The sequence below is a fragment of the Vibrio sp. 1CM23M genome, assembly GCF_023161755.1.
Classification (GTDB): domain Bacteria; phylum Pseudomonadota; class Gammaproteobacteria; order Enterobacterales; family Vibrionaceae; genus Vibrio; species Vibrio coralliirubri.
Window position 1 is genome coordinate 121,515 of sequence record NZ_JALNTR010000005.1, and the last position, 20,308, is coordinate 141,822.

Genomic DNA, 20,308 nt, shown 5'->3' on the forward strand with positions numbered 1-20,308 from the left:
TAACTATGGAAACCGAGATAGAACTGAAGTTTTTTGTTTCTCCTGAATTTTCAGAGACTTTACGCAATAAAATTGCTGAAACTAAAGTACTTCAGCACAGTTGTCGTGAGCTAGGTAACATCTACTTTGACACCGCTGACAACTGGCTACGTAAGCACGATACAGGCTTACGCATTCGACGCTTTGATGACGTATTTGTACAAACCGTAAAGACTGCTGGTCGTGTGGTTGCTGGCCTGCACCAAAGGCCTGAATACAATGCAGAGCACGACAGCAACGAACCTAAGCTAGCCTTGCACCCAGAGGATATCTGGCCAGCAGGTAAAGACATCGAAACGCTGCAAGCTGAGCTGACTCCTCTGTTCTCTACTAACTTCACGCGTGAGCAGTGGTTGATTGGTATGCCTGATGGTAGCCAAGTCGAGGTCGCATTCGATCAAGGCTTTGTTGAATCAGGCGACCTGCAAGAACCGATTTGCGAAGTTGAATTGGAACTTAAATCCGGTCAGACGGATGCACTATTTACATTGTCTCGCCAATTCTGCGAACAAGGTGGTATGCGTTTGGGTAACCTAAGCAAAGCAGCTAAGGGTTACCGCCTTGCTCAAGGTTATCAAGGAGATGAAGTCACTCCTTTGACCTTAGTTGATACTGACAAAAGTGATACCGTTGAATCGTGTTTCATTCAATCTTTAGAGCATGCTCTCGCTCATTGGCACTATCACGAGCAGATTTTCACTGAGCGCCAATCGATTGAAGCGCTACACGAGATCAGTCACTCGCTGAGTTTTATCCGCCAGACTTTCACCATTTATGGTGGCATTGTCCCTAGACGTGCGAGTGCTATTTTACGTCAAGAGTTGAAGTGGCTTGAGCAAGAGCTCGACTGGTTGAAAAGCTACGATCACTTTGAAGACTTGCTGGAAGATAAAGGACACGTGCTGCGTAAACTAGATGCGCGTAAGTTCTTAGTCGCTGAGCTTAAAGAGATGCAAGAGCAACTGCCAGATCGTGAAGATCTGCTTACCTTGCTGAGCTCTGCTCGTTACACCGGTTTATTGTTAGATTTGAGCCGTTGGATCTTGTCTCGTGGCTGGCAGCCTTTCTTAGATGAGAAAGCGCGTGAGCAAATGGGTCGCGGTATCGAATGGTTTTCCGTGCAGCAACTCGATCGCACATGGGCAGACTTGATGGAAGCTTTCCCGCCAGAGCGAGTGATGACCAGCCAAGCGTATATTGAGCAGCAATACCGTTTGATGCGTAATCTGTATTCTGGTGTTGGTTTCGCGAGTTTATATGATGACGCTGAACGAAACAGCTTCCGATTGCCATGGGCCGATATGGTGCAAGGCATTGATGATTTGCTGGCACTTAAAACACTGGAGCCTTTGACTGAGAAGTTAGAAGGTGATGAGAAGGTTCAGCTAGAGCGTTGGCTGGCTCGTCAAGAAGTGTCCATTCTGCATGCGATGGAACAGACACGCCAAATCAGTGTTGAGGTTGAGCCATACTGGCAAGACTAAACTCGATACCTGTATCAATAGAAGTATGAATTTGAAAATAGGGCTCCGGCCCTATTTTTTTGTTTGTTGCTCAAGCTTTTCGAGTCGCTCTAAGATCTTTTGTTGCTGCTCGATGATCTTCTCAAGGTGTTTCTCTTTGTTTTCCGCTCGTTGATTCTCATGGTGAGTTGGGGAGGTAATCAAAGAAGTAATCAAGCCGGAAATCATACCAAACACACCTACACCGCAAATGATCACCAGAGAGGCGACTAATTTTCCGGAGCTCGTGACTGGATAATGATCGCCATATCCCACCGTACTGATGGTAACGAAAGCCCACCATAAAGCATCTTGGCCAGTGGTAATGTTGGCAGTGGGATCTTTGTGTTCTAACAGCAATATTGTTCCCGCTCCGATGGTCAGGAGAATGACCAGTAACAATATAATTGAGGCGAGGGTGGTTTCTTTACGGTTGCGGAATAGCTCTCTGAAAACACGTTTTCCCGAGCGAAGCACAAGAATCACACGCAGGATCTGAAAAATGCGAGCGAAACGAAGAGGCTCGATCATTGGGATGCTTGCTAAGAAATCGATCCAGTGTACTTTTAGAAATTCTTTTTTGTTTTGTGATCTGAATAGATCAATTGTGAGCTGAAAAAGAAAAACACTACAGATTATAAAATCGAGGCCGATAAGGACTTGTTTCGATTCTTTATCGATCGGTACGAACAATAAGCCTGAGATCACAAATAACGCTAAGAAAGAGAGAATCAGTGACAATAAGCTCATCGGCTTGGTGGCGTCTTTGGTATTATTCAACATTCATACGAGGCTCAAAATAAATCGCGAACTTTGACTGACATAGCCACCTCGCGGATATAGAAGCCATCAATATATAAGAATTAATGGAGAACTGACAATGACTAAACTGTCATTCAAGCCGTGGGAAAGGGTAATCTCTGACGTTCGTCTCGTTCCAAAAATGGTCATGCTGATGATATTCAGCACTATCTTGATTATTTCGAAGCAGCTATGGGACGCAAGTACGTTTTACGATTCATTGCTTGCTGTAACCAACAATGCGCAAGTCGCACAACAGCATTACGAGACTTACCTAGTTCAAGTGGCTTGGCAAACAGCCTTGATGATCATTGTGTTTGTGGTTCTTCTGTTAGCAGCGGCGCGCGTTATGCTGCGCCAGACTCAATACCTTAATGACGCCATTAAAACCATGGCAGATAAGAACTTATCAGTGCCGATTCAAATGGACTGTAAAGATGAATACGGCGATGTGGCACGTGAACTCGAAAAAACTCGAGTCCAATTGAATGATATGATCAAAACTCAGGTGGCCTCTTCTGATGAGCTGTTTGCTCTGACGGAAGTGATGACCATCAGCATGTCTGAAACCAAAGAGTCAGCTCAAGAAGAGTTCAACGAGATCGATCAGTTGGCGACAGCTATGAGCGAGATGACTTCTACCGTACAAACTGTCGCTGAGCATGCACAAAGCGCTTCTTCATTGACAGAACAGGCATCAGGCCAAGCTCTTACTGGTCAGAAATTCGTTCAAGGGTCAGTATCTAAGATGAGTGAGCTATCTTCAGATATCGCAGCATCTGCAGCAGCAGTAAACCAAGTAGAAGAGCGCGTTGACTCAATTGGCAGTGTGGTTGGTACTATCCAAGGCATTTCAGAACAAACCAATTTACTGGCATTGAACGCAGCGATTGAAGCGGCGCGTGCGGGTGAAGCGGGTCGTGGTTTCGCGGTTGTTGCTGATGAGGTTCGTAACCTTGCGCAACGTACTCAGCAAGCAACGGTAGAGATTCAAGACATGATCAGTCATCTACAAAGCAGCGCTAATTCTGCGGTAGAGCTGATGGAGAAGAGTGTTGTAGAAGCGGCTGAAGGCGTTGATCTGGTAACCAATGCTGGTTCTGAGCTTGACGGCATCGTAAGCCAAGTCAATCAAATCAATGATATGAACTTCCAGATCGCGACCGCTGCAGGTCAACAGAGCAGTGTTGCTGAAGAGATGAGCGTCAACCTGACTAATGTACGCGAGCTTGTTGAAGCTTCAGTAGTGGTGGTTGGTGAGCTGCTAGAGACCTCTCAGCTTATGGAAAGCAACGCACAAGAACTCGACGGTAAGATTAAGCAATTTAAGGTTTAGCCCTCAGCACCTAATCTTCATCGGTAAAGGCTTATTTTCAGAGACGGTTTCTCGGTTGTAAGCTCTACCAGATAAGTTAATCGATAAAACGCCCACATTGCTAATGTGGGCGTTTTTTATTGGCGTAACTTTGGTATAACTTACCTTTAGTTATGAAAACTCGTTATTGAAGAACTGAATCGATAAACTGATTGTTCGACGCGCAGCTTATACAAGGAAGAAACATGTCATTGCCTTCTCAACTCATCACTCACTCCCAGTCTGCTTTTGAGCAATTATTAGAGCATCAAAGTGAAGCCATCAATACTTGGTCTGAGCCACTGACTGAAGATCTTAAACGTGTACTCGGTTTAAGCTGTTTTATTGGTGATTGCCTGCAGCGTGATACGGTTTTATGTGGTGACTTACCTGATATGTTGGCATGCGAAGAACGCGCTGAAGCGTACCGAGAACGACTGGCTGAATTACTTTCTGGTTGCACCGATGAAATGAGCGGTCAGCGCGTGCTGCGTCAATTCCGAAATCGAGAAATGACCTACATTGCTTGGCGTGATTTTATGGGTTCGTGGGAGCTAGAGCAGAGCCTAAATCATCTATCGATGTTGGCTGAGGCGATGATCTTCGAAACCTACCAATGGCAGTACGATATTTGTTGTAAAGAGTGGGGCACACCTTGTAATGAACAAGGCGAAGCACAGCCGATGTTGATCATTGGTATGGGCAAGCTAGGGGGGGGGGAGCTTAACTTCTCTTCCGATATCGATCTGATCTTCACCTACCCAGAGAATGGTGAAACCCAAGGTGCAAGACGCAGCATTGCCAATGCGCAGTTCTTTACACGTCTTGGGCAACGTATTATTAAGGCGCTTGATCAGCAAACCTTTGATGGGTTCTGTTATCGAGTCGACATGCGCCTGCGCCCGTTTGGTGAGAGTGGTCCACTTGTGATGAGCTATGCCGCACTTGAAGACTATTACCAAGAGCAAGGGCGCGATTGGGAACGCTACGCTATGGTTAAAGCGCGCGTGATGGGCAGCGAGATGTATCCTGAGTATCAAGAGCTTCGCCAAATGCTACGTCCGTTTGTGTTCCGCCGTTATATTGATTTTAGTGCGATTCAATCTCTGCGCCGAATGAAGTCTATGATCAGCAGCGAAGTGCGCCGTCGTGGTTTATCAAACAACATCAAACTGGGTTCTGGTGGTATTCGTGAAGTTGAGTTTATTGCGCAAGTCTTCCAATTGATTCGTGGTGGACGTGAGCCTAGCTTACGCGGTCGAGGGTTACTCGAAACCTTAAGCGCGATTGAATCCCTTCATCTTTTAGAGGCAGAGGAGGTAGGGCTCCTACGTGAGGCTTACCTGTTTTTGCGTCGCCTTGAGAACCTGTTACAAGCAATGGCTGATAAGCAAACTCAAACCTTACCTGACGGCGAATTCGAACAATTGCAGCTTGCGGTTGCCATGCAATTTTCCGATTGGGATAGCTTGATTGTGGCAACTCGCGCCCATATGGCGAATGTACATACCGTGTTCGAAGACCTAATTGGCGTTGATGAAGATGACGCTAATCCGATCGCCAGTCATTTTAGCGAACTGTGGGATATGGCCCATAAACCAGATGTGATTGAACATGTTCTGGAGCATGATATTGCGGTCGCTAGCCCACCAGAAGCGGCAAAAACTATTATTCAGTTTAAAGCCGATTTAGCTAAGAAGACTCTTGGTCCACGCGGGCGTGAAGTCCTCAATCGACTGATGCCGAAAGTCTTTCAAGCACTGTACACCGCTAAGGATGCCGAGTTTGGTTTGTCGCGAGTACTGCATCTGCTGCATAAAATCGTTACGCGTACCACTTACCTTGAGCTGCTAGATGAACACCCTGCTGCGTTGACTCAGTTAGTTCGTTTATGTACGGCAAGCCCGATGATTTCGGAGCAGTTGGGTCGTTATCCAATTCTGTTAGATGAACTTATCGACCCTCAGCAACTCTACAATCCAGTGCCTTTAGAGTCTTACAAGACCGAGCTGCGTGATTACCTTGCCCGTATCCCTGAAGATGATATGGAGCAACAGATGGAAGGCCTGCGTCAGTTTAAGCAGACCTGTATCTTGAGAATTGCAGCCGCGGATATTGCGGGTGCTCTACCTGTCATGAAGGTCAGTGATCACCTGACCTACTTAGCAGAAGCCATTGTGGAGGCGGGGGTCAATCAAGCTTGGTTACAAGTATCCGCCAAGTTTGGTGAACCGACCCATGTTAAAGATCGCGAAGGTCGCGGTTTTGCTGTCGTTGGTTATGGCAAAGTCGGTGGTTGGGAGCTTGGTTATAACTCCGACCTCGATATCGTGTTCATGCACGACTGCCCGGTACACATCTATACTGATGGAAAGAAAGAGATCGATGGACGCCAATTCTACTTAAGATTAGCGCAGCGTATTATTCATATTTTCTCGACCAGAACCGCTTCTGGCATTCTGTACGAAGTCGACACTCGTCTACGCCCTTCTGGTGCATCTGGCCTGTTAGTGAGTCCAACCGATGCCTTTGACGAGTATCAGCATAATGACGCGTGGACATGGGAGCACCAGGCCCTCACTCGTGCTCGTATGATTTACGGTGATGACTTATTGGTATCTGCGTTTAACAAAACTAGGCATGAGGTTTTGTGCTTGCCACGAGATGAGGCAACACTCAAAAAGTCAGTTGTGGATATGCGTGAAAAAATGCGTGGCCATTTAGGCGGTAAAAAAGCCGATCGATTCATGCTTAAACAAGATGCGGGCGGTATTACTGATATTGAGTTCTTGGCGCAATACTTAGTGCTGAGATACAGCAACGAGAAACCTAAGCTTACTCGTTGGTGTGACAATGTGAGAATCTTTGAAAGCTTGTTGTCGCAAGGGATAATGGACGAGCAGCAAGGCATGGCATTAACTCATGCTTATACAACGTTAAGAGATGAAATCCACCACCGTAATCTACTCAATCTTGATGCGGATGTGGCGATTGAAAAATTTGAAATGGAAAGAGAACATGTTGTTCAAGCATGGAAGCAGTGGATGGAAGCATAAACCAGTCACACAGTAGTGACGGATGTATTTATCTTGATAGGCTTTTACTCATTTATCTATAGTTTAGCCTCTGTAATCAGTGTGCTAGACTCTAGCCAGATTCGATTTTTGGAGATCCATAATGAAACCAATTCTACCTGACTACAGCCAATCAGGCGTTCTTGTTGTCGGTGACGTAATGCTTGACCGTTACTGGTATGGCCCAACTGGCCGTATTTCACCAGAAGCACCTGTACCCGTTGTAAAAGTAGAAAATAACGAAGAGCGTCCTGGTGGTGCAGCCAACGTAGCAATGAATATTGCTTCTCTTGGTGGCCATGCTCATATCGTTGGTTTGACCGGTAAAGATGAGCCTGCTGAGGTGTTAAAAAATACCTTAGGCGCACTAAAGGTTAAATGTGATTTCGTTGAGTTAGAAGATTACCCAACCATTACTAAACTGCGAGTGATGAGCCGTGGTCAGCAGCTAATTCGCCTTGATTTTGAAGATAAATTTGAGAATACGGATCCTGAGCTGGTTTTATCTCGTATGGAGCAAGCGCTTCCAAATGTGCGCTCGGTAATTCTATCTGATTACGCAAAAGGTGCGTTGGAGCACGTGCAGAGCTTTATCCAAAAAGCGCGCGCAGCAAAAGTTCCTGTGTTTATCGACCCGAAAGGCGCAGACTTTGAACGCTACCGTGGAGCAACGTTGCTTACACCAAACATGGCTGAGTTCGAGTTGGTGGCTGGCAAAGTAAAATCTGAAGAAGAAATGATCGAAAAAGGACTCGCACTGATCGAAGAGTTTGATTTTGAAGCATTGTTAGTGACTCGTAGTGAACATGGTATGACACTACTTCGCAAAGGTTTAGAACCATTCCATTTGCCGACTCAAGCGAAAGAAGTGTACGACGTGACGGGTGCTGGCGATACGGTTATCTCGGTATTGGCAGCTTCCGTTGCTGCTGGTAAGCCACTTGATGAGGCGTGTGCACTGGCGAACGCTGCTGCGGGTGTCGTGGTAGGTAAGCTTGGTACATCTACACTGTCTACGATTGAGTTAGCGGAAGCGATTCACGGTAGTCAAGACACAGACTACGGTGTTATCTCTGAAGCGTCACTGGTTGAAGCGGTGAAGCGTGCTCGTGCGAAAGGCGAGAAGGTGGTGATGACTAACGGCTGCTTTGATATTCTGCATGCTGGTCATGTTTCTTACATGAATCACGCGGCTGAGCTGGGCGATCGTTTGATCGTTGCGGTGAATACTGACGAATCAGTGAAACGCTTGAAAGGCCCTGGTCGCCCTGTGAACCCAACTGATCGTCGTATGGCGGTATTGGCTGGCTTAGGTGCGGTTGATTGGGTTGTACCATTCTCTGAAGATACACCTCAACGTTTAATCTCTGAGGTATTGCCAAGCATTCTTGTGAAAGGTGGTGATTACAAACCTGAAGAGATTGCTGGTGGTGCGGAAGTGATTGCTGCTGGTGGTGAAGTGAAAGTACTTAACTTTGAAGATGGTTGCTCTACCACTGAAATCATTAAAGCGATTAAAGGTGGTCGAGGCTAAGTTTTAGCGCTCAATACCAATATTCGACAGATAATAAAAATGCCGCTCAATGAGCGGCATTTTTGTAACGGTAACTTGAGTAATTAAGAGTTACTTACTTGCTACTTTTAGACCTGCGTTTACATCAACAATGTCTTGTTCGCTTAGCGTACCAACCGCTTGACGAAGCTGAAGTACACTTAGGATATAGTTGTAACGAGCATCTGAAAGGTTTTTGTTCGCATCGTATAGACGACGAGTTGAATCTAGTACGTCAACGATAGTACGAGTACCCACATCAAAACCTGCTTCTGTCGCTTCTAGAGCTGATTGAGCAGAAACTACAGATTGTTCGTAAGCGCGTAGCGCACCGATCGAAGCACTGATGTTGTTGTTGAACGCACGTACGTCTTTTACAACGCTACGGTAAGTCGCTTCTAGATCTTCACTTGCTGCAACGTAGTTGTATTCAGCCTGTTTAGTCAATGAAGTTGTGTTGCCACCCGTGTATAGAGGTACAACTAAGTTCAAACCGATGTTTAGGTTGTCAGAGTCGTAGTCATTTACGCTGTTAGAGCTGTCCGTCTGTTCTGCAAGACCGTAGCTACCATCTAACGTTAAGCTTGGTAGGTGACCAGAGCTTGCTAGAGAGATATTATCTTTCGCTACATCTTGAGAGATACGTGCAGCCAATAAGCTAAGGTTCTTTTGTTCTGCTTGTTCAACAAGTGCAACTGCAGATTCAGAAGATTTGCTTGCTGAGAAACGATCAGTATCTAGGATGCTTAGGTTAGAGTGTTCCTGACCTGTAATCTCGCGTAGACCTTCGTAGCTATTCGTTAGGTCGTTCTCTGCAAGAACTTCATCAGCCAAAACGCCATCGTACTGAGCTTGCGCATCGTGTACATCGGTGATTGCTGAAAGACCTACTTCAAAACGCTGTTTAGTTTGCTCTAGTTGACGAGCAACCGCTGCTTTCTCAGCACGAACAAACTCTAGGTTATCTTGAGCTCGAAGCACTTCGAAGTATGCTGTCGCAACACGAAGGATCAAGGCTTGTTGTTCTGCCGCGTAAGCTGAATCAGATTGACGAGCAGTTTTCTCTGCCGTATCTAGAGTGATCCAAGAAGAACGCTGGTAAAGCTCCTGACTGAAACCAATGCCAACACCCCATTGGTTGTTATCATTGCTCATATCGCTTCGGTCACCACGATTAATATCGTAGTTAGCTGTTAGATTAATTTGCGGTAACAAAGAGCTACGGCTTGACGTTACTGCTTCAAAAGCGGCATCGCGCTGCGCTGCTGAACGAAGAAGTTGAGGATCGTTCTGTTTTGCTTGGTCGTAAACTTCAGCTAGCGTATCAGCAAAAGCTGACGAACTCAGGCTGCCAATTGCTGCACTGATAAATAGTGGAAGCAGTTTTTTCATTTTCCTATTCCTGCCTTTTATGGAATTTTCTTTAAAAGAGTTTAACCCAGTTTGGTGGTAATTTACTCGAAACTTTGCACTTTTTTACAGTTAACTGTCCACTTGTGCAATATTTATTTTTTAAAACTTAACTTTAATTATAAATTTTATATAAAAAGTTGAACCTTATCCTTGGTAGTTAACTCGGACAATGAGTAAACTATAAAGATCACTTAGTGAGGTACCAAATGCAACAGTATGACAATCAACGACATGAGTTTACTCCGCAAGATGTGGAAATAGTCTCAAAAGAGACGCTGTTTCGTGGTTTTTTCAAAATGGTTAAGTACACATTTAAACATAGACTGTTTGAGGGCGGCTGGAGCCAACCAATAGAGCGTGAGATGTTTGAGCGTGGACATGCTGCCGCTTTGCTACCTTATGATCCTGTGAGTGATGAAGTGGTGATCGTCGAACAGATCCGTGTCGGTGCCCTAGAGCATGAGAACCCATGGCAATACGAAATTGTTGCTGGGATCATTGATACTGATGAATCACCACAAGATGTCGCTCGTCGTGAGGCGATGGAAGAAGCCGGAGTCGAAGTCGGATCTGTGTTGCCTATTACTTCGTATTACCCTTCATCTGGCGGTTGTTCAGAAAAGCTCGACGTCTTTGTTGGCTGTGTTGATGCAACGACAGCCAAAGGGGTACACGGATTGGACTACGAAGGTGAAGACATTCGTGTACAAGTGATGAGTCGCGAAGCTGCTTATCAGTTGGTAAAAGATGGTGTATTTGAAAATGGAGCCACGATCATTGCGCTACAGTGGCTACAATTGAACTACCAAGAATTACAGTCAGAGTGGATAGATTAACGTCATGCCAAATATCGCGGTCAAAAAAACGTATCATGTTGATCTTGCTGAATTGATGCGAGTTTACGAGACGAACTATGCCAAACTGAACGCTTTGTTACCGGTTGGGCATGAGGTTGGTGACGTTCGCTGTTACCAAGCCGTTAATATGGTGTATCAATTGACAGTGAATGAGGTCACAAAATACACCACATTAATAGATATATGTCAGAGTGACGCGATGCCAGTGTTTCCTTTGCCAAAAATGTCTGTCAGGCTATATCACGACGCTCGAGTTGCAGAAGTGTGCGCTAGCGGGGATTTTTCGCGAGTCAAAGCGAAATATGACTATCCCAACACTAAGCTTCTGCAAAAGGACGAGAAATTTCAATTGAATAAATTTCTTGGGGAATGGTTAACGTTTTGTTTAAAAACTGGTATCAGCCGAACTCCAATTACCTTTTAATTGAGCCTATTTAACAACACTTTTAAAGTCTAAACAGTAACGTATCTGGATTTGTTATTTTGGAATTATCACACACTTCAAAATTTGATGAGAGCACTATTAAGCTGGTGCAGCTAACGGACACGCATTTATTTGCGCCGAGCAATGGCAGCTTATTAAGCATCAACACTCAAGATAGCTTTCGTGCTGTAGTCGATGGCATTGTTAGTCAGGGCTTTGACTATCAAGCGATTTTAGCAACCGGTGATATCTCTCAAGATCACAGTGCTGAGTCGTACCAGAAATTTGAGTCAGGGATTCAACCTTTGGAAAAGCCATGCTATTGGCTGCCAGGGAACCATGACTTTAAGCCTAATATGGGCAGTGTTTTACCATCACCACAAATACAGTGTGTTGAGCATGTCTTGCTAGGCGATAACTGGCAGATGGTGATGCTAGACTCGCAGGTGGTTGGTGTGCCTCATGGTCGCCTCAGCGATCAACAGCTTGATCTGTTAGAACAAAAGCTGACGGAGTTCCCTGAACGTAATACCTTGGTTCTATTGCACCACCATCCATTGTTGGTTGGCAGCGCATGGTTGGATCAACATAACCTAAAAGACGCCGATCAATTTTGGGATGTGGTTCAACAGCACACCAATGTTAAAGCGGTACTGTGTGGTCACGTTCATCAAGACATGAACCGAGATCATCATGGTGTACAAGTCATGGCAACCCCATCGACTTGTGTGCAATTCAAACCTAACTCAGATGACTTCGCGGTTGATACTTTGTCTCCGGGCTGGAGAGAGATTGAATTACATCAAGACGGTACCGTTAGCACGCGAGTTCGTCGTCTGCCTCATGGGCAGTTCTTGCCTGATTTTAAGGCTGCTGGTTACTAATGAAGGTGGTTATTGATGCCAGGCTCTAATCAGCAAGCGACTAAGCCACCGCTGCTTCTCTATATTCATGGGTTTAACAGCTCATCACGTTCTCATAAAGCGAATGTGATGGCAGATTACTGTGCGGAGCATCGCGCTGATATTAAAGTTGTAACTCCTCAACTGCCGAGTTTCCCTCAGCAAGCGGCACTCCATTTGCAGCAGCTGGTGGAGCAATATAAAGAGCAATATCAAATAGCGTTGGTCGGTAGCTCGCTGGGTGGTTATCTTTCAACATGGCTGAATAGCCACTATGGTTTTAAAGCGGTGGTTGTAAACCCAGCAGTGAAGCCGTATGAGCTTCTTGCTGACTATTTAGGTGAACAAGTAAACCCATACACAGATGAACGGTATGTACTGGAAACAAAACATATTGATGAACTGAAGGCGTTAGAGGTTTCGGCGATCGCTAAGCCGAGCGACTTCTGGTTACTTCAGCAAACGGAAGACGAAGTTCTGGATTACCGACAAGCGGTAGAGAAGTACCAAGGTGCAACACAGACAGTAGAAGAGGGCGGGGATCATAGCTTTGTTGATTTTGAACGCTACCCACAACAAATCATCACCTTTCTAAATCTTTAATCTGTTCCACCAACCAAGTGATTTTCTCTTGTTTGCCTGTTATTTCATCTATCAATGGTGAAATATCATAGTTTGATGTCTTAGTTTTTGAACTAGCTTGACATCATTACTCAGCTTCCAGACTATATTCCCCAATACTTCGCTCGTTCGCTCTACTATGACGGTTCATAGTAATGATTCTGCTTTAGTGAAACTGGAGCCAGCGAACTGACGCAAACTTTTTGAGTAAACTCCGTATTATGACTGAACAATATAATGCAAAAGACCTCGAGGTACTTGAAGGTCTCGATCCTGTGCGACACCGCCCGGGAATGTATACCGAGACAGAAAGACCTAACCACCTTGCCCAAGAAGTCATTGATAACTCGGTCGATGAAGCACTAGCGGGACACGCTAAGAAGATCAAAGTGGTACTTCATGCAGACCAATCGTTAGAAGTTACCGATGACGGCCGTGGTATGCCTGTCGATATTCACCCTGAAAAAGGGATCTCAGGTGTTGAGCTGATTTTAACTAAGCTCCACTCTGGCGGTAAATTCTCGAATAACAACTACAAGTTCTCTGGTGGTCTGCACGGTGTAGGTATCTCGGTCGTAAACGCGCTGTCAAAACGTGTTGAAGTGACTGTACGCCGAGAAGGTCAGGTTCACGAGATCGCACTTGAAGGTGGTCATGCCGTAACAGAGCTTACTGTAACGGGCACTTGTGGTCATCGTAACAGTGGTACATCAGTACATTTCTGGCCTGATCCTAAGTACTTCGATAGCCCTAAATTTTCGACACTTCGTCTGATTAACAACCTACGTGCAAAAGCAGTGCTTTGCCCAGGTTTAGAAATTACCTTTATCGACAAAGTCGGTGGCGAAGAGCATAAATGGTTCTATGAAGATGGCCTAAAAGACTACCTTGCCGAAGGCGTGAAAGGTTACACCTTACTGCCTGAAGAACCGTATGTTGGCGAATTCGTTGCTGAAACAGAAATGGCAAACTGGGCGATCATCTGGCAGCCAGAAGGCGGCGACATGATCACCGAAAGTTACGTGAACTTAGTACCGACTAAGCAAGGTGGTACACACGTAAACGGTCTTCGCCAAGGTCTGCTTGATGCAATGCGTGAGTTCTGTGAATTCCGTAACCTTCTGCCGCGTGGCGTTAAGTTAACGGGCGACGATATTTTCGATCGCTGTTCGTACGTATTATCAGTGAAGATGCAAGATCCGCAATTTGCTGGCCAAACAAAAGAGCGCTTGTCTTCTCGTCAAACCGCTGCGTTTGTGTCTGGTGTGGTAAAAGATGCGTTTAGCCTGTGGTTGAACGAAAAGCCACAACTGGCAGAACAACTAGCAGAAGCTTGTATTGCGAATGCCCACCGCCGTATGCGCGCAAGCAAAAAGGTTGTGCGTAAGAAAATCGCTTCTGGCCCAGCTCTGCCGGGTAAGCTAACTGACTGTTCAGTTCAAGATTTAAGCCGTACCGAAATCTTCTTCGTGGAAGGGGACTCGGCGGGTGGTTCTGCTAAACAAGCACGTGATCGTGAATTCCAAGCGGTTATGCCACTTCGCGGTAAGATCCTAAATACATGGGAAGTGTCAGCAGACCAAGTATTGGCCTCACAAGAAGTGCATGACATCTCGGTAGCTCTGGGTATCGACCCGGACAACGATGATTTATCCGGCCTGCGTTACGGTAAGATCTGTATCCTTGCCGATGCGGACTCGGATGGTCTTCATATTGCGACACTGCTATGTGCATTGTTTACTCGTCATTTCCATGCTTTGGTTGAAGCAGGTCATATCTATGTGGCAATGCCTCCTCTGTATCGTATCGATTGCGGTAAAGAAGTGTTCTACGCACTTGATGACGCAGAGAAAGACGGTGTGCTTGAGCGACTATCGCAGAAGAAAGCCAAGATCAACGTGCAACGATTCAAAGGTCTGGGTGAAATGAACCCACTTCAGTTGCGTGAAACCACCATGGATCCAAACACTCGTCGCCTTGTTCAGTTAACGATTGATGACAGCGATGCGACCAACGAGATGATGGACATGCTGCTTGGTAAGAAACGTGCAGATGATCGCCGTACATGGCTACAGACTAACGGTGATATGGCCGAGGTATAATGGATGTCTAACGAAATTACATATGATGGCGTTGAACAGCTGCCAATGCGCAAGTTCACCGAAGATGCCTACTTAAATTACTCAATGTACGTGATCATGGATCGTGCATTGCCGTATATCGGTGATGGCTTGAAGCCAGTACAGCGTCGTATTATCTACGCGATGTCTGAGCTAGGCTTATCGGCTGCATCGAAATACAAAAAATCAGCACGTACCGTTGGTGACGTATTAGGTAAATATCACCCGCACGGTGACTCTGCTTGTTACGAAGCGATGGTATTGATGGCGCAGCCTTTCTCTTACCGCTACCCATTGGTCGATGGTCAAGGTAACTGGGGTGCTCCGGATGACCCGAAATCGTTCGCTGCGATGCGTTATACCGAAGCGAAATTATCTAAGTTTGCTGAGGTTCTGCTAGGTGAATTAGGTCAAGGTACGGTTGATTGGCAACCAAACTTTGATGGCACCATGAAAGAGCCTCAAATGCTGCCTGCTCGCCTACCTCATATTCTACTTAACGGTATTACAGGTATCGCGGTAGGTATGGCGACCGATATTCCACCACACAACGTGCGTGAAGTCGCTAATGCAGCCATTCACCTAATTGATACGCCGAAGTCTGAGCTTTCAGACGTGATGGGTTTCATTCAAGGTCCTGATTACCCGACTGAAGCTGAGATTATCTCTCCGAAATCGGACATCGAAAAGATCTACCGTACTGGACGTGGCAGCATCAAGATGCGCGCGGTTTGGCACAAGGAAGGCTCTGATATTGTTATCACGGCTTTACCCCATCAAGTGTCAGGTGCGAAGTTACTTGAGCAAATCGCTAACCAGATGCGCGCTAAGAAGCTGCCAATGGTTGACGACTTGCGTGATGAATCTGATCACGAGAACCCAACGCGTATCGTTGTTGTTCCTCGTTCTAATCGTATCGACTGTGATCAATTGATGAGTCACCTGTTTGCTTCGACGGATCTAGAGAAAAACTTCCGCGTTAACTTGAACATGATTGGTTTAGATAACCGTCCTCAAGTTAAAGGCTTAGTTCAAATCCTGAAAGAGTGGATTGAGTTCCGTCGTACAACGGTTCGCCGTCGTTTGCAGTACCGTTTAGATAAAGTACTAGCACGTTTGCACATCTTAGAAGGTTTGCTTGCTGCTTATCTTAATATCGATGAAGTGATTGAGATCATTCGTACAGAAGACGAACCATGTCCTGTCCTAATGAGCCGTTTCAACATTTCTGAAATTCAAGCCAATGCGATTCTTGATATTAAACTTCGTAACTTAGCTAAGTTAGAAGAGTTTAAAATCCGAGCGGAACAAGAAGAGCTTGAAGCTGAACGTGAAAAGCTTGAAAAGCTACTCGGTTCAGAGCGTCGCTTGAATACGCTGATCAAGAAAGAAATCCAAGCAGATGCGGATAAGTACGGCGATGATCGTCGTTCACCTCTGATTGAACGTGCTGAAGCGAAAGCGCTAACTGAACGCGACTTAGTACCAAGCGAACCAATCACGGTTGTGTTGTCTGAGAAAGGTTGGATTCGTCATGCCAAAGGGCACGAAGTGGACGCTGAAGGCTTGAACTACAAGTCTGGTGATAAATTCTTAGCAAGTGCTAAGGGTAAGAGTAATCAGCAAGCGGTGTTCCTCGGTAGTGATGGCCGAAGCTACTCCCTTGAGTCACATTCACTACCGTCGGCGCGAAGCCAAGGTGAGCCAATTACAGGCCGCTTGAACGTCAGCCCAGGTACTTCTATTCGCCAAGTGGTGATGGGAGAGAATGAACAGTTATGGTTAGTCGGTTCTGATGCAGGTTATGGCTTTGTTTGTAAGGGTAGTGATCTGCTGTCTAAGAACAAGAGCGGTAAAGCCTTGGTTAACTTGCCACAAGCTTCTGAAGTGATGATGCCAAGCCCTATTGCTGACTTGGACAGTAATCAGATTCTGGCGATTACTAACCAAGGTCGTATGTTGTTGTTCCCGATTAAAGATCTACCTCAGCTGAGCAAAGGTAAAGGCAACAAGATCATCAACATCCCTTCTGCGAAAGCAAAAGAGCGTGAAGAGTTTGTCTCACATCTTATGGCTATCCCAGAGAATGCGACGCTGACTATCTACGCCGGTAAACGTAAGCTTGGTTTGAAACCTGCGGATCTTGAAAACTTCCGAGGTGAGCGTGGTCGTCGTGGTGGTCTACTGCCTAGAGGACTACAGCGAGTGACGCGCATCGATATCGAAGAGCAAAGTGAATCGTAGAGATACTTGAAACAATCTTTAGATAAAAGAAAACCCAGCCTATGAGCTGGGTTTTTTGTACTTGTGTATTAGCAGCTTGAATCATTGCTTACATCGTTTGCTCTACAGGCGAGTATCTTCTGCGATGGTCACCTTTAAGGTTTTGCTTTCACCTTGGCGCAATATACCCACATCGATAACTGTACCCGGCCGTAGGTCGGTAACGATGTCCATTACACTCTGGCGACCATTTACTTGGTTATCGTTGATACTGACAATAATGTCTTGAGCTTCAAACCCCGCATCTGCAGCCGGACCATTCGGGTCTATACCCAATACAACGATCCCGCCGATATTCTTAGTACCCAACATGCGTGAGGTGACTGAGTTGATATCTTGTCCGTCAATACCAATATAACCGCGAATCACACGACCATCGGCGATGATCTTCTCCATGATTTTATTAGCAAGCGGATAGGGGATAGCGAATGAGATCCCATAGGTTTCCATGTCGGTAGCTTGTTGGAAAGAAGCGGTATTGATACCGACTAGCTCACCTTGTGAATTAACCAGTGCGCCACCCGAGTTACCTTCATTGATTGCCGCATCGGTTTGGATAAAGGCTTGATGGCCATCAGCACTGATCGAAGAGCGGCCGGTTGCAGAGATGATACCAAAGGTTGTTGTTTGACCTAGGTTGTATGGGTTACCGATAGCCAGTACTACATCACCGACGTTGGCTTTGTAATTAGGATTGAGTGGGATCACCGGTAGGTTATCACCGCTGACTCTAAGTATCGCGATATCGGTGCGCTTGTCTGAACCGACAAGTTGCGCAGCTGCTACTCGGCCATCTTGAAGTGCCACAACTATTTGGTCTGCTTGAGCCACAACATGGAAGTTGGTAATGATGTAGCCTTTCTCGCTAACAATCACCCCAGAGCCCAAACCTTGAGTGAGCAGTTTGTTGCGATCGCTTTCAGCGTATTTACGGCTATAAATGTTAACCACTGCAGGTGCCGCTCGGCGAACTGCTTGGTTAAATGAAATCTGAAGAGAGCCAATATTATCGACTTTAGGGCTAGTGACGTCAGCAACAATCGCTGGTCTTAAGCTCGGAAATGCGAGAAGAATAAGCGCCGCTGAAACGAGTCCAAGGGAAATAGAACGAAATAGAAAGGACAGCATGTTTCCCTCTTCAACAAGTAAGGTGTGAAGCCTCCATCAATGGATGACTGACTTGATTACAAGTGAAGCATAGCATTTTGATTGATCTAAAGAAAAGGGAGACTGAGTAAGTTTAAAGCAAACTTACTGAGCCTCCCTGTAATTGCGCTGACGTAAGACTATCGAATTACAAGATAGATAGTTCGGTCGCCTCGCTGGATATTAAGCGCCAGTACACCAGGTTGTTTTTCAAGAATCTCTCTAAACTCAGCAAGGTTCTTAACCGCTTGACGGTTTACTCCGATGATGATGTCATCTTTCAGAAGTTGATAGGCTTCGGCTGGTGAGCCTTGAGCAACATTCGATACCTTGACGCCCGTTGCCGAGTCACTCTCGGTTGTGTTGGTTAACTCAGCACCGGCCAGTCCTTCATGGAGCTTCTCAGCCTGTGTCTTATTATTGGTGGATTCACCAAGCGTCACATCAAAGGTTTTGCTCTTACCGTCACGAACCACACCCAGCTCAATCTGCTTACCAGCGCCGAGTGTTGCGACCTTAGCTCTTAACTCGCTGAAGGTATCAATGCGTTTGCCATTAATAGAGACAATAATATCGCCCGCTTTCAGTCCTGCTTTATCTGCTGCGCTGTCAGGGACGATTTGGCTAACAAAGGCGCCCTTACTTGATTCATAACCGAGTGCTTCTGCCAATTCGGAGGTCACTTCTCCGCCTTGAACGCCAAGCATGCCGCGTTTTACTTCACCGAAGTCGAGAATTTGTTCTGTCAGGTTTGTCATCATATTAGAAGGGATTGCAAAGCCGATACCGACATTACCTCCGTTAGGGCCAAGAATGGCGGTGTTGATACCAATTAGCTCACCGTTGAGGTTCACTAGCGCGCCACCAGAGTTACCGCTGTTGATTGCTGCATCGGTTTGAATGAAGTTTTCAAAGTTTTCTAGATTAAGGCCGCTACGACCAAGTGCAGAAACAATACCGGATGTCACGGTTTGCCCAAGTCCGAATGGGTTACCGATCGCGACACTAAAATCACCAACTCTTAGTTTGTCTGAGTCTGCGACTTTTATCTGGGTAAGGTTCTTGGCTTCTTCTAATTTTAGCAGTGCGATATCCGACATCTGGTCGCCGCCGATTAGCTCAGCATCGTACTCTCGACCATCATGCAGTTTTACTTTGATATCGTCCGCGCCATTAATGACATGGTAATTGGTCACGATATGACCTTTCTTGGCGTCAATGATGACACCAGAGCCTAATCCGCGGAATGGACGCTCTCGTGTTTGTTCTGGACCAAAAAAGAATTGAAATTGTTCAGGGATTTGCTGACGTTGTACCTGTTTGCCTTCTACGGCAATACTAACCACAGCGGGGGTCACTTGTTCAAGCATAGGAGCAAGGCTCGGTAGTTGTTCATTACCCACACTTAATGGCAGTGCGGCTGTTGCTTGAATGGGGGTGATGATTGAACTTAAGCTTAAAGTCAGTACTGATAAAGCAAGCAAAGGTTTTTTCATCATAAACTCCTCTCTAGTTAAGGTCTTAACCCTCTTATACGTTTAATAAGTATGAGAAGTTTCAAATGACCTGAGTGAAAGTTATGACTCAAAAACCTTTGTAAAGTTCACAGAAGTGTTAAATGTTTACGATGCTTTTGCTGTTACCACATCGGGAGCATCCATGATTTCTTTCTTCTGCTCTGTAAATAAACCGGTTGCGCCATTAGCGTAATCTTTCGGTTGTTCCTCAAGTGTCGCCTCTTTTGCTGAAGACTTATCTTGTGGTTTGTCCGAATGGGCAGCGGCTGTTTTCACAAACGGGTTATCTTGCTCTGGCAGGTTAGGAATCAGCTCTGAGCTTGTTTTTTCCATGTGTTGGTACAGTTTTGTGTAGTCTTTACCTAAGGTGTCCAACATTTCTGCGGATTTCGCAAAGTGATCAGCCAGCTCTTGTCGCTGCTGCTCAAGGGCAAACTTTGCGCTATCTAATTCTTTCTGTACGTTCTTTTGTTTTTTGTATTCAGGTGTCATGAGACGAGAAATAGCGACCCCTAAAATAACTCCGACTAGTAAACCGGCAACGGCATACATCCAAGGCATAACAGCTCCTTATTATTGTTTTTTAACATGTTTGTTACTGCTTAGTTACACGTGATACGGCTCCATGGTACTATGAGAAAGCCGCAGTATAAAGAGAAATGCGTGTGCGCTAGTTAGCAGTTTGATGCTGCATTATTCACCA

Annotated in this window: 15 protein-coding genes; 10 read left to right on the plus strand and 5 right to left on the minus strand. The window is 45.8% G+C overall.

Annotated features, from left to right (window positions below):
- Positions 1–5: 5 nt before the first annotated feature.
- Positions 6–1,523 carry an inorganic triphosphatase gene (locus MSG35_RS16475; RefSeq protein ID WP_017102953.1) on the plus strand — a complete coding sequence of 506 codons (1,518 nt, stop codon included), beginning with the start codon at positions 6–8 and terminating at the stop codon, positions 1,521–1,523.
- Between the two features lie 51 nt (positions 1,524–1,574).
- On the opposite strand, the gene MSG35_RS16480 is transcribed toward MSG35_RS16475, so the two are convergent.
- Complete coding sequence (locus MSG35_RS16480; RefSeq protein ID WP_248384566.1) at positions 1,575–2,324, minus strand: potassium channel family protein; 750 nt, start codon at positions 2,322–2,324, stop codon at positions 1,575–1,577.
- A 97-nt stretch (positions 2,325–2,421) separates the two neighbouring features.
- Here MSG35_RS16480 and MSG35_RS16485 point away from each other — a divergent pair, with 97 nt between their 5' ends.
- From MSG35_RS16485 to hldE, 3 genes are all read left to right on the plus strand, one after another.
- Positions 2,422–3,678, plus strand: coding sequence for a methyl-accepting chemotaxis protein (locus tag MSG35_RS16485; protein WP_017061421.1), 1,257 nt, complete (start codon positions 2,422–2,424; stop codon positions 3,676–3,678).
- Positions 3,679–3,902: 224 nt separating this feature from the next.
- Positions 3,903–6,752, plus strand: coding sequence for a bifunctional [glutamate--ammonia ligase]-adenylyl-L-tyrosine phosphorylase/[glutamate--ammonia-ligase] adenylyltransferase (glnE, locus tag MSG35_RS16490; RefSeq protein ID WP_248384567.1), 2,850 nt, complete (start codon positions 3,903–3,905; stop codon positions 6,750–6,752).
- A gap of 121 nt (positions 6,753–6,873) precedes the next feature.
- Positions 6,874–8,304 carry a bifunctional D-glycero-beta-D-manno-heptose-7-phosphate kinase/D-glycero-beta-D-manno-heptose 1-phosphate adenylyltransferase HldE gene (hldE, locus tag MSG35_RS16495; protein ID WP_248384568.1) on the plus strand — a complete coding sequence of 477 codons (1,431 nt, stop codon included), beginning with the start codon at positions 6,874–6,876 and terminating at the stop codon, positions 8,302–8,304.
- A 90-nt stretch (positions 8,305–8,394) separates the two neighbouring features.
- On the opposite strand, the gene tolC is transcribed toward hldE, so the two are convergent.
- Positions 8,395–9,714: an outer membrane channel protein TolC gene (gene tolC, locus MSG35_RS16500; RefSeq protein ID WP_122080738.1), complete on the minus strand. Its 1,320-nt coding sequence runs from the start codon at positions 9,712–9,714 to the stop codon at positions 8,395–8,397.
- 227 nt (positions 9,715–9,941) lie between these two features.
- Here tolC and nudF point away from each other — a divergent pair, with 227 nt between their 5' ends.
- The 6 genes from nudF (at position 9,942) to parC (ending at position 16,903) form a co-directional block, all read left to right on the plus strand.
- Positions 9,942–10,571, plus strand: a complete 630-nt coding sequence (nudF, locus tag MSG35_RS16505; RefSeq protein ID WP_248384569.1) for an ADP-ribose diphosphatase — start codon at positions 9,942–9,944, stop codon at positions 10,569–10,571.
- A 4-nt stretch (positions 10,572–10,575) separates the two neighbouring features.
- Complete coding sequence (locus MSG35_RS16510) at positions 10,576–11,016, plus strand: DUF1249 family protein (RefSeq protein ID WP_017088751.1); 441 nt, start codon at positions 10,576–10,578, stop codon at positions 11,014–11,016.
- 59 nt (positions 11,017–11,075) lie between these two features.
- On the plus strand, positions 11,076–11,900 hold the full coding sequence (gene cpdA, locus MSG35_RS16515; RefSeq protein ID WP_248384570.1) for a 3',5'-cyclic-AMP phosphodiesterase: 825 nt from the start codon (positions 11,076–11,078) through the stop codon (positions 11,898–11,900).
- 15 nt (positions 11,901–11,915) lie between these two features.
- Complete coding sequence (yqiA, locus tag MSG35_RS16520; RefSeq protein ID WP_050649506.1) at positions 11,916–12,521, plus strand: esterase YqiA; 606 nt, start codon at positions 11,916–11,918, stop codon at positions 12,519–12,521.
- 239 nt (positions 12,522–12,760) lie between these two features.
- Positions 12,761–14,641, plus strand: a complete 1,881-nt coding sequence (gene parE, locus MSG35_RS16525; protein ID WP_248384571.1) for a DNA topoisomerase IV subunit B — start codon at positions 12,761–12,763, stop codon at positions 14,639–14,641.
- Positions 14,642–14,644: 3 nt separating this feature from the next.
- A complete protein-coding gene (gene parC / locus MSG35_RS16530) occupies positions 14,645–16,903 on the plus strand; it encodes a DNA topoisomerase IV subunit A (protein ID WP_017067236.1) in 2,259 nt (752 codons plus the stop codon).
- A gap of 102 nt (positions 16,904–17,005) precedes the next feature.
- Here the strand turns inward: parC and degS are convergent, their stop codons facing one another.
- From degS to zapG, 3 genes are all read right to left on the minus strand, one after another.
- Positions 17,006–18,070 (minus strand): outer membrane-stress sensor serine endopeptidase DegS, encoded by a 1,065-nt coding sequence (degS, locus tag MSG35_RS16535; protein ID WP_017061430.1) that lies wholly within the window; start codon positions 18,068–18,070, stop codon positions 17,006–17,008.
- Between the two features lie 158 nt (positions 18,071–18,228).
- Entirely contained in the window at positions 18,229–19,584 is a 1,356-nt protein-coding gene (locus tag MSG35_RS16540; RefSeq protein WP_248384572.1) for a Do family serine endopeptidase, read from the minus strand.
- A gap of 126 nt (positions 19,585–19,710) precedes the next feature.
- A complete protein-coding gene (gene zapG, locus MSG35_RS16545; protein ID WP_050643155.1) occupies positions 19,711–20,166 on the minus strand; it encodes a Z-ring associated protein ZapG in 456 nt (151 codons plus the stop codon).
- Positions 20,167–20,308 lie beyond the last annotated feature (142 nt).

Excerpts from the sequence above, each read along its gene's own strand:
- MSG35_RS16475 (WP_017102953.1), top strand. The coding sequence starts at position 6 with ATGGAAACCGAGATAGAACTGAAGTTTTTTGTTTCTCCTGAATTTTCA.
- MSG35_RS16480 (WP_248384566.1), bottom strand. The coding sequence starts at position 2,324 with ATGTTGAATAATACCAAAGACGCCACCAAGCCGATGAGCTTATTGTCA.
- MSG35_RS16485 (WP_017061421.1), top strand. The coding sequence starts at position 2,422 with ATGACTAAACTGTCATTCAAGCCGTGGGAAAGGGTAATCTCTGACGTT.
- glnE (WP_248384567.1), top strand. The coding sequence starts at position 3,903 with ATGTCATTGCCTTCTCAACTCATCACTCACTCCCAGTCTGCTTTTGAG.
- hldE (WP_248384568.1), top strand. The coding sequence starts at position 6,874 with ATGAAACCAATTCTACCTGACTACAGCCAATCAGGCGTTCTTGTTGTC.
- tolC (WP_122080738.1), bottom strand. The coding sequence starts at position 9,714 with ATGAAAAAACTGCTTCCACTATTTATCAGTGCAGCAATTGGCAGCCTG.
- nudF (WP_248384569.1), top strand. The coding sequence starts at position 9,942 with ATGCAACAGTATGACAATCAACGACATGAGTTTACTCCGCAAGATGTG.
- MSG35_RS16510 (WP_017088751.1), top strand. The coding sequence starts at position 10,576 with ATGCCAAATATCGCGGTCAAAAAAACGTATCATGTTGATCTTGCTGAA.
- yqiA (WP_050649506.1), top strand. The coding sequence starts at position 11,916 with ATGCCAGGCTCTAATCAGCAAGCGACTAAGCCACCGCTGCTTCTCTAT.
- parE (WP_248384571.1), top strand. The coding sequence starts at position 12,761 with ATGACTGAACAATATAATGCAAAAGACCTCGAGGTACTTGAAGGTCTC.
- parC (WP_017067236.1), top strand. The coding sequence starts at position 14,645 with ATGTCTAACGAAATTACATATGATGGCGTTGAACAGCTGCCAATGCGC.
- degS (WP_017061430.1), bottom strand. The coding sequence starts at position 18,070 with ATGCTGTCCTTTCTATTTCGTTCTATTTCCCTTGGACTCGTTTCAGCG.
- MSG35_RS16540 (WP_248384572.1), bottom strand. The coding sequence starts at position 19,584 with ATGAAAAAACCTTTGCTTGCTTTATCAGTACTGACTTTAAGCTTAAGT.
- zapG (WP_050643155.1), bottom strand. The coding sequence starts at position 20,166 with ATGCCTTGGATGTATGCCGTTGCCGGTTTACTAGTCGGAGTTATTTTA.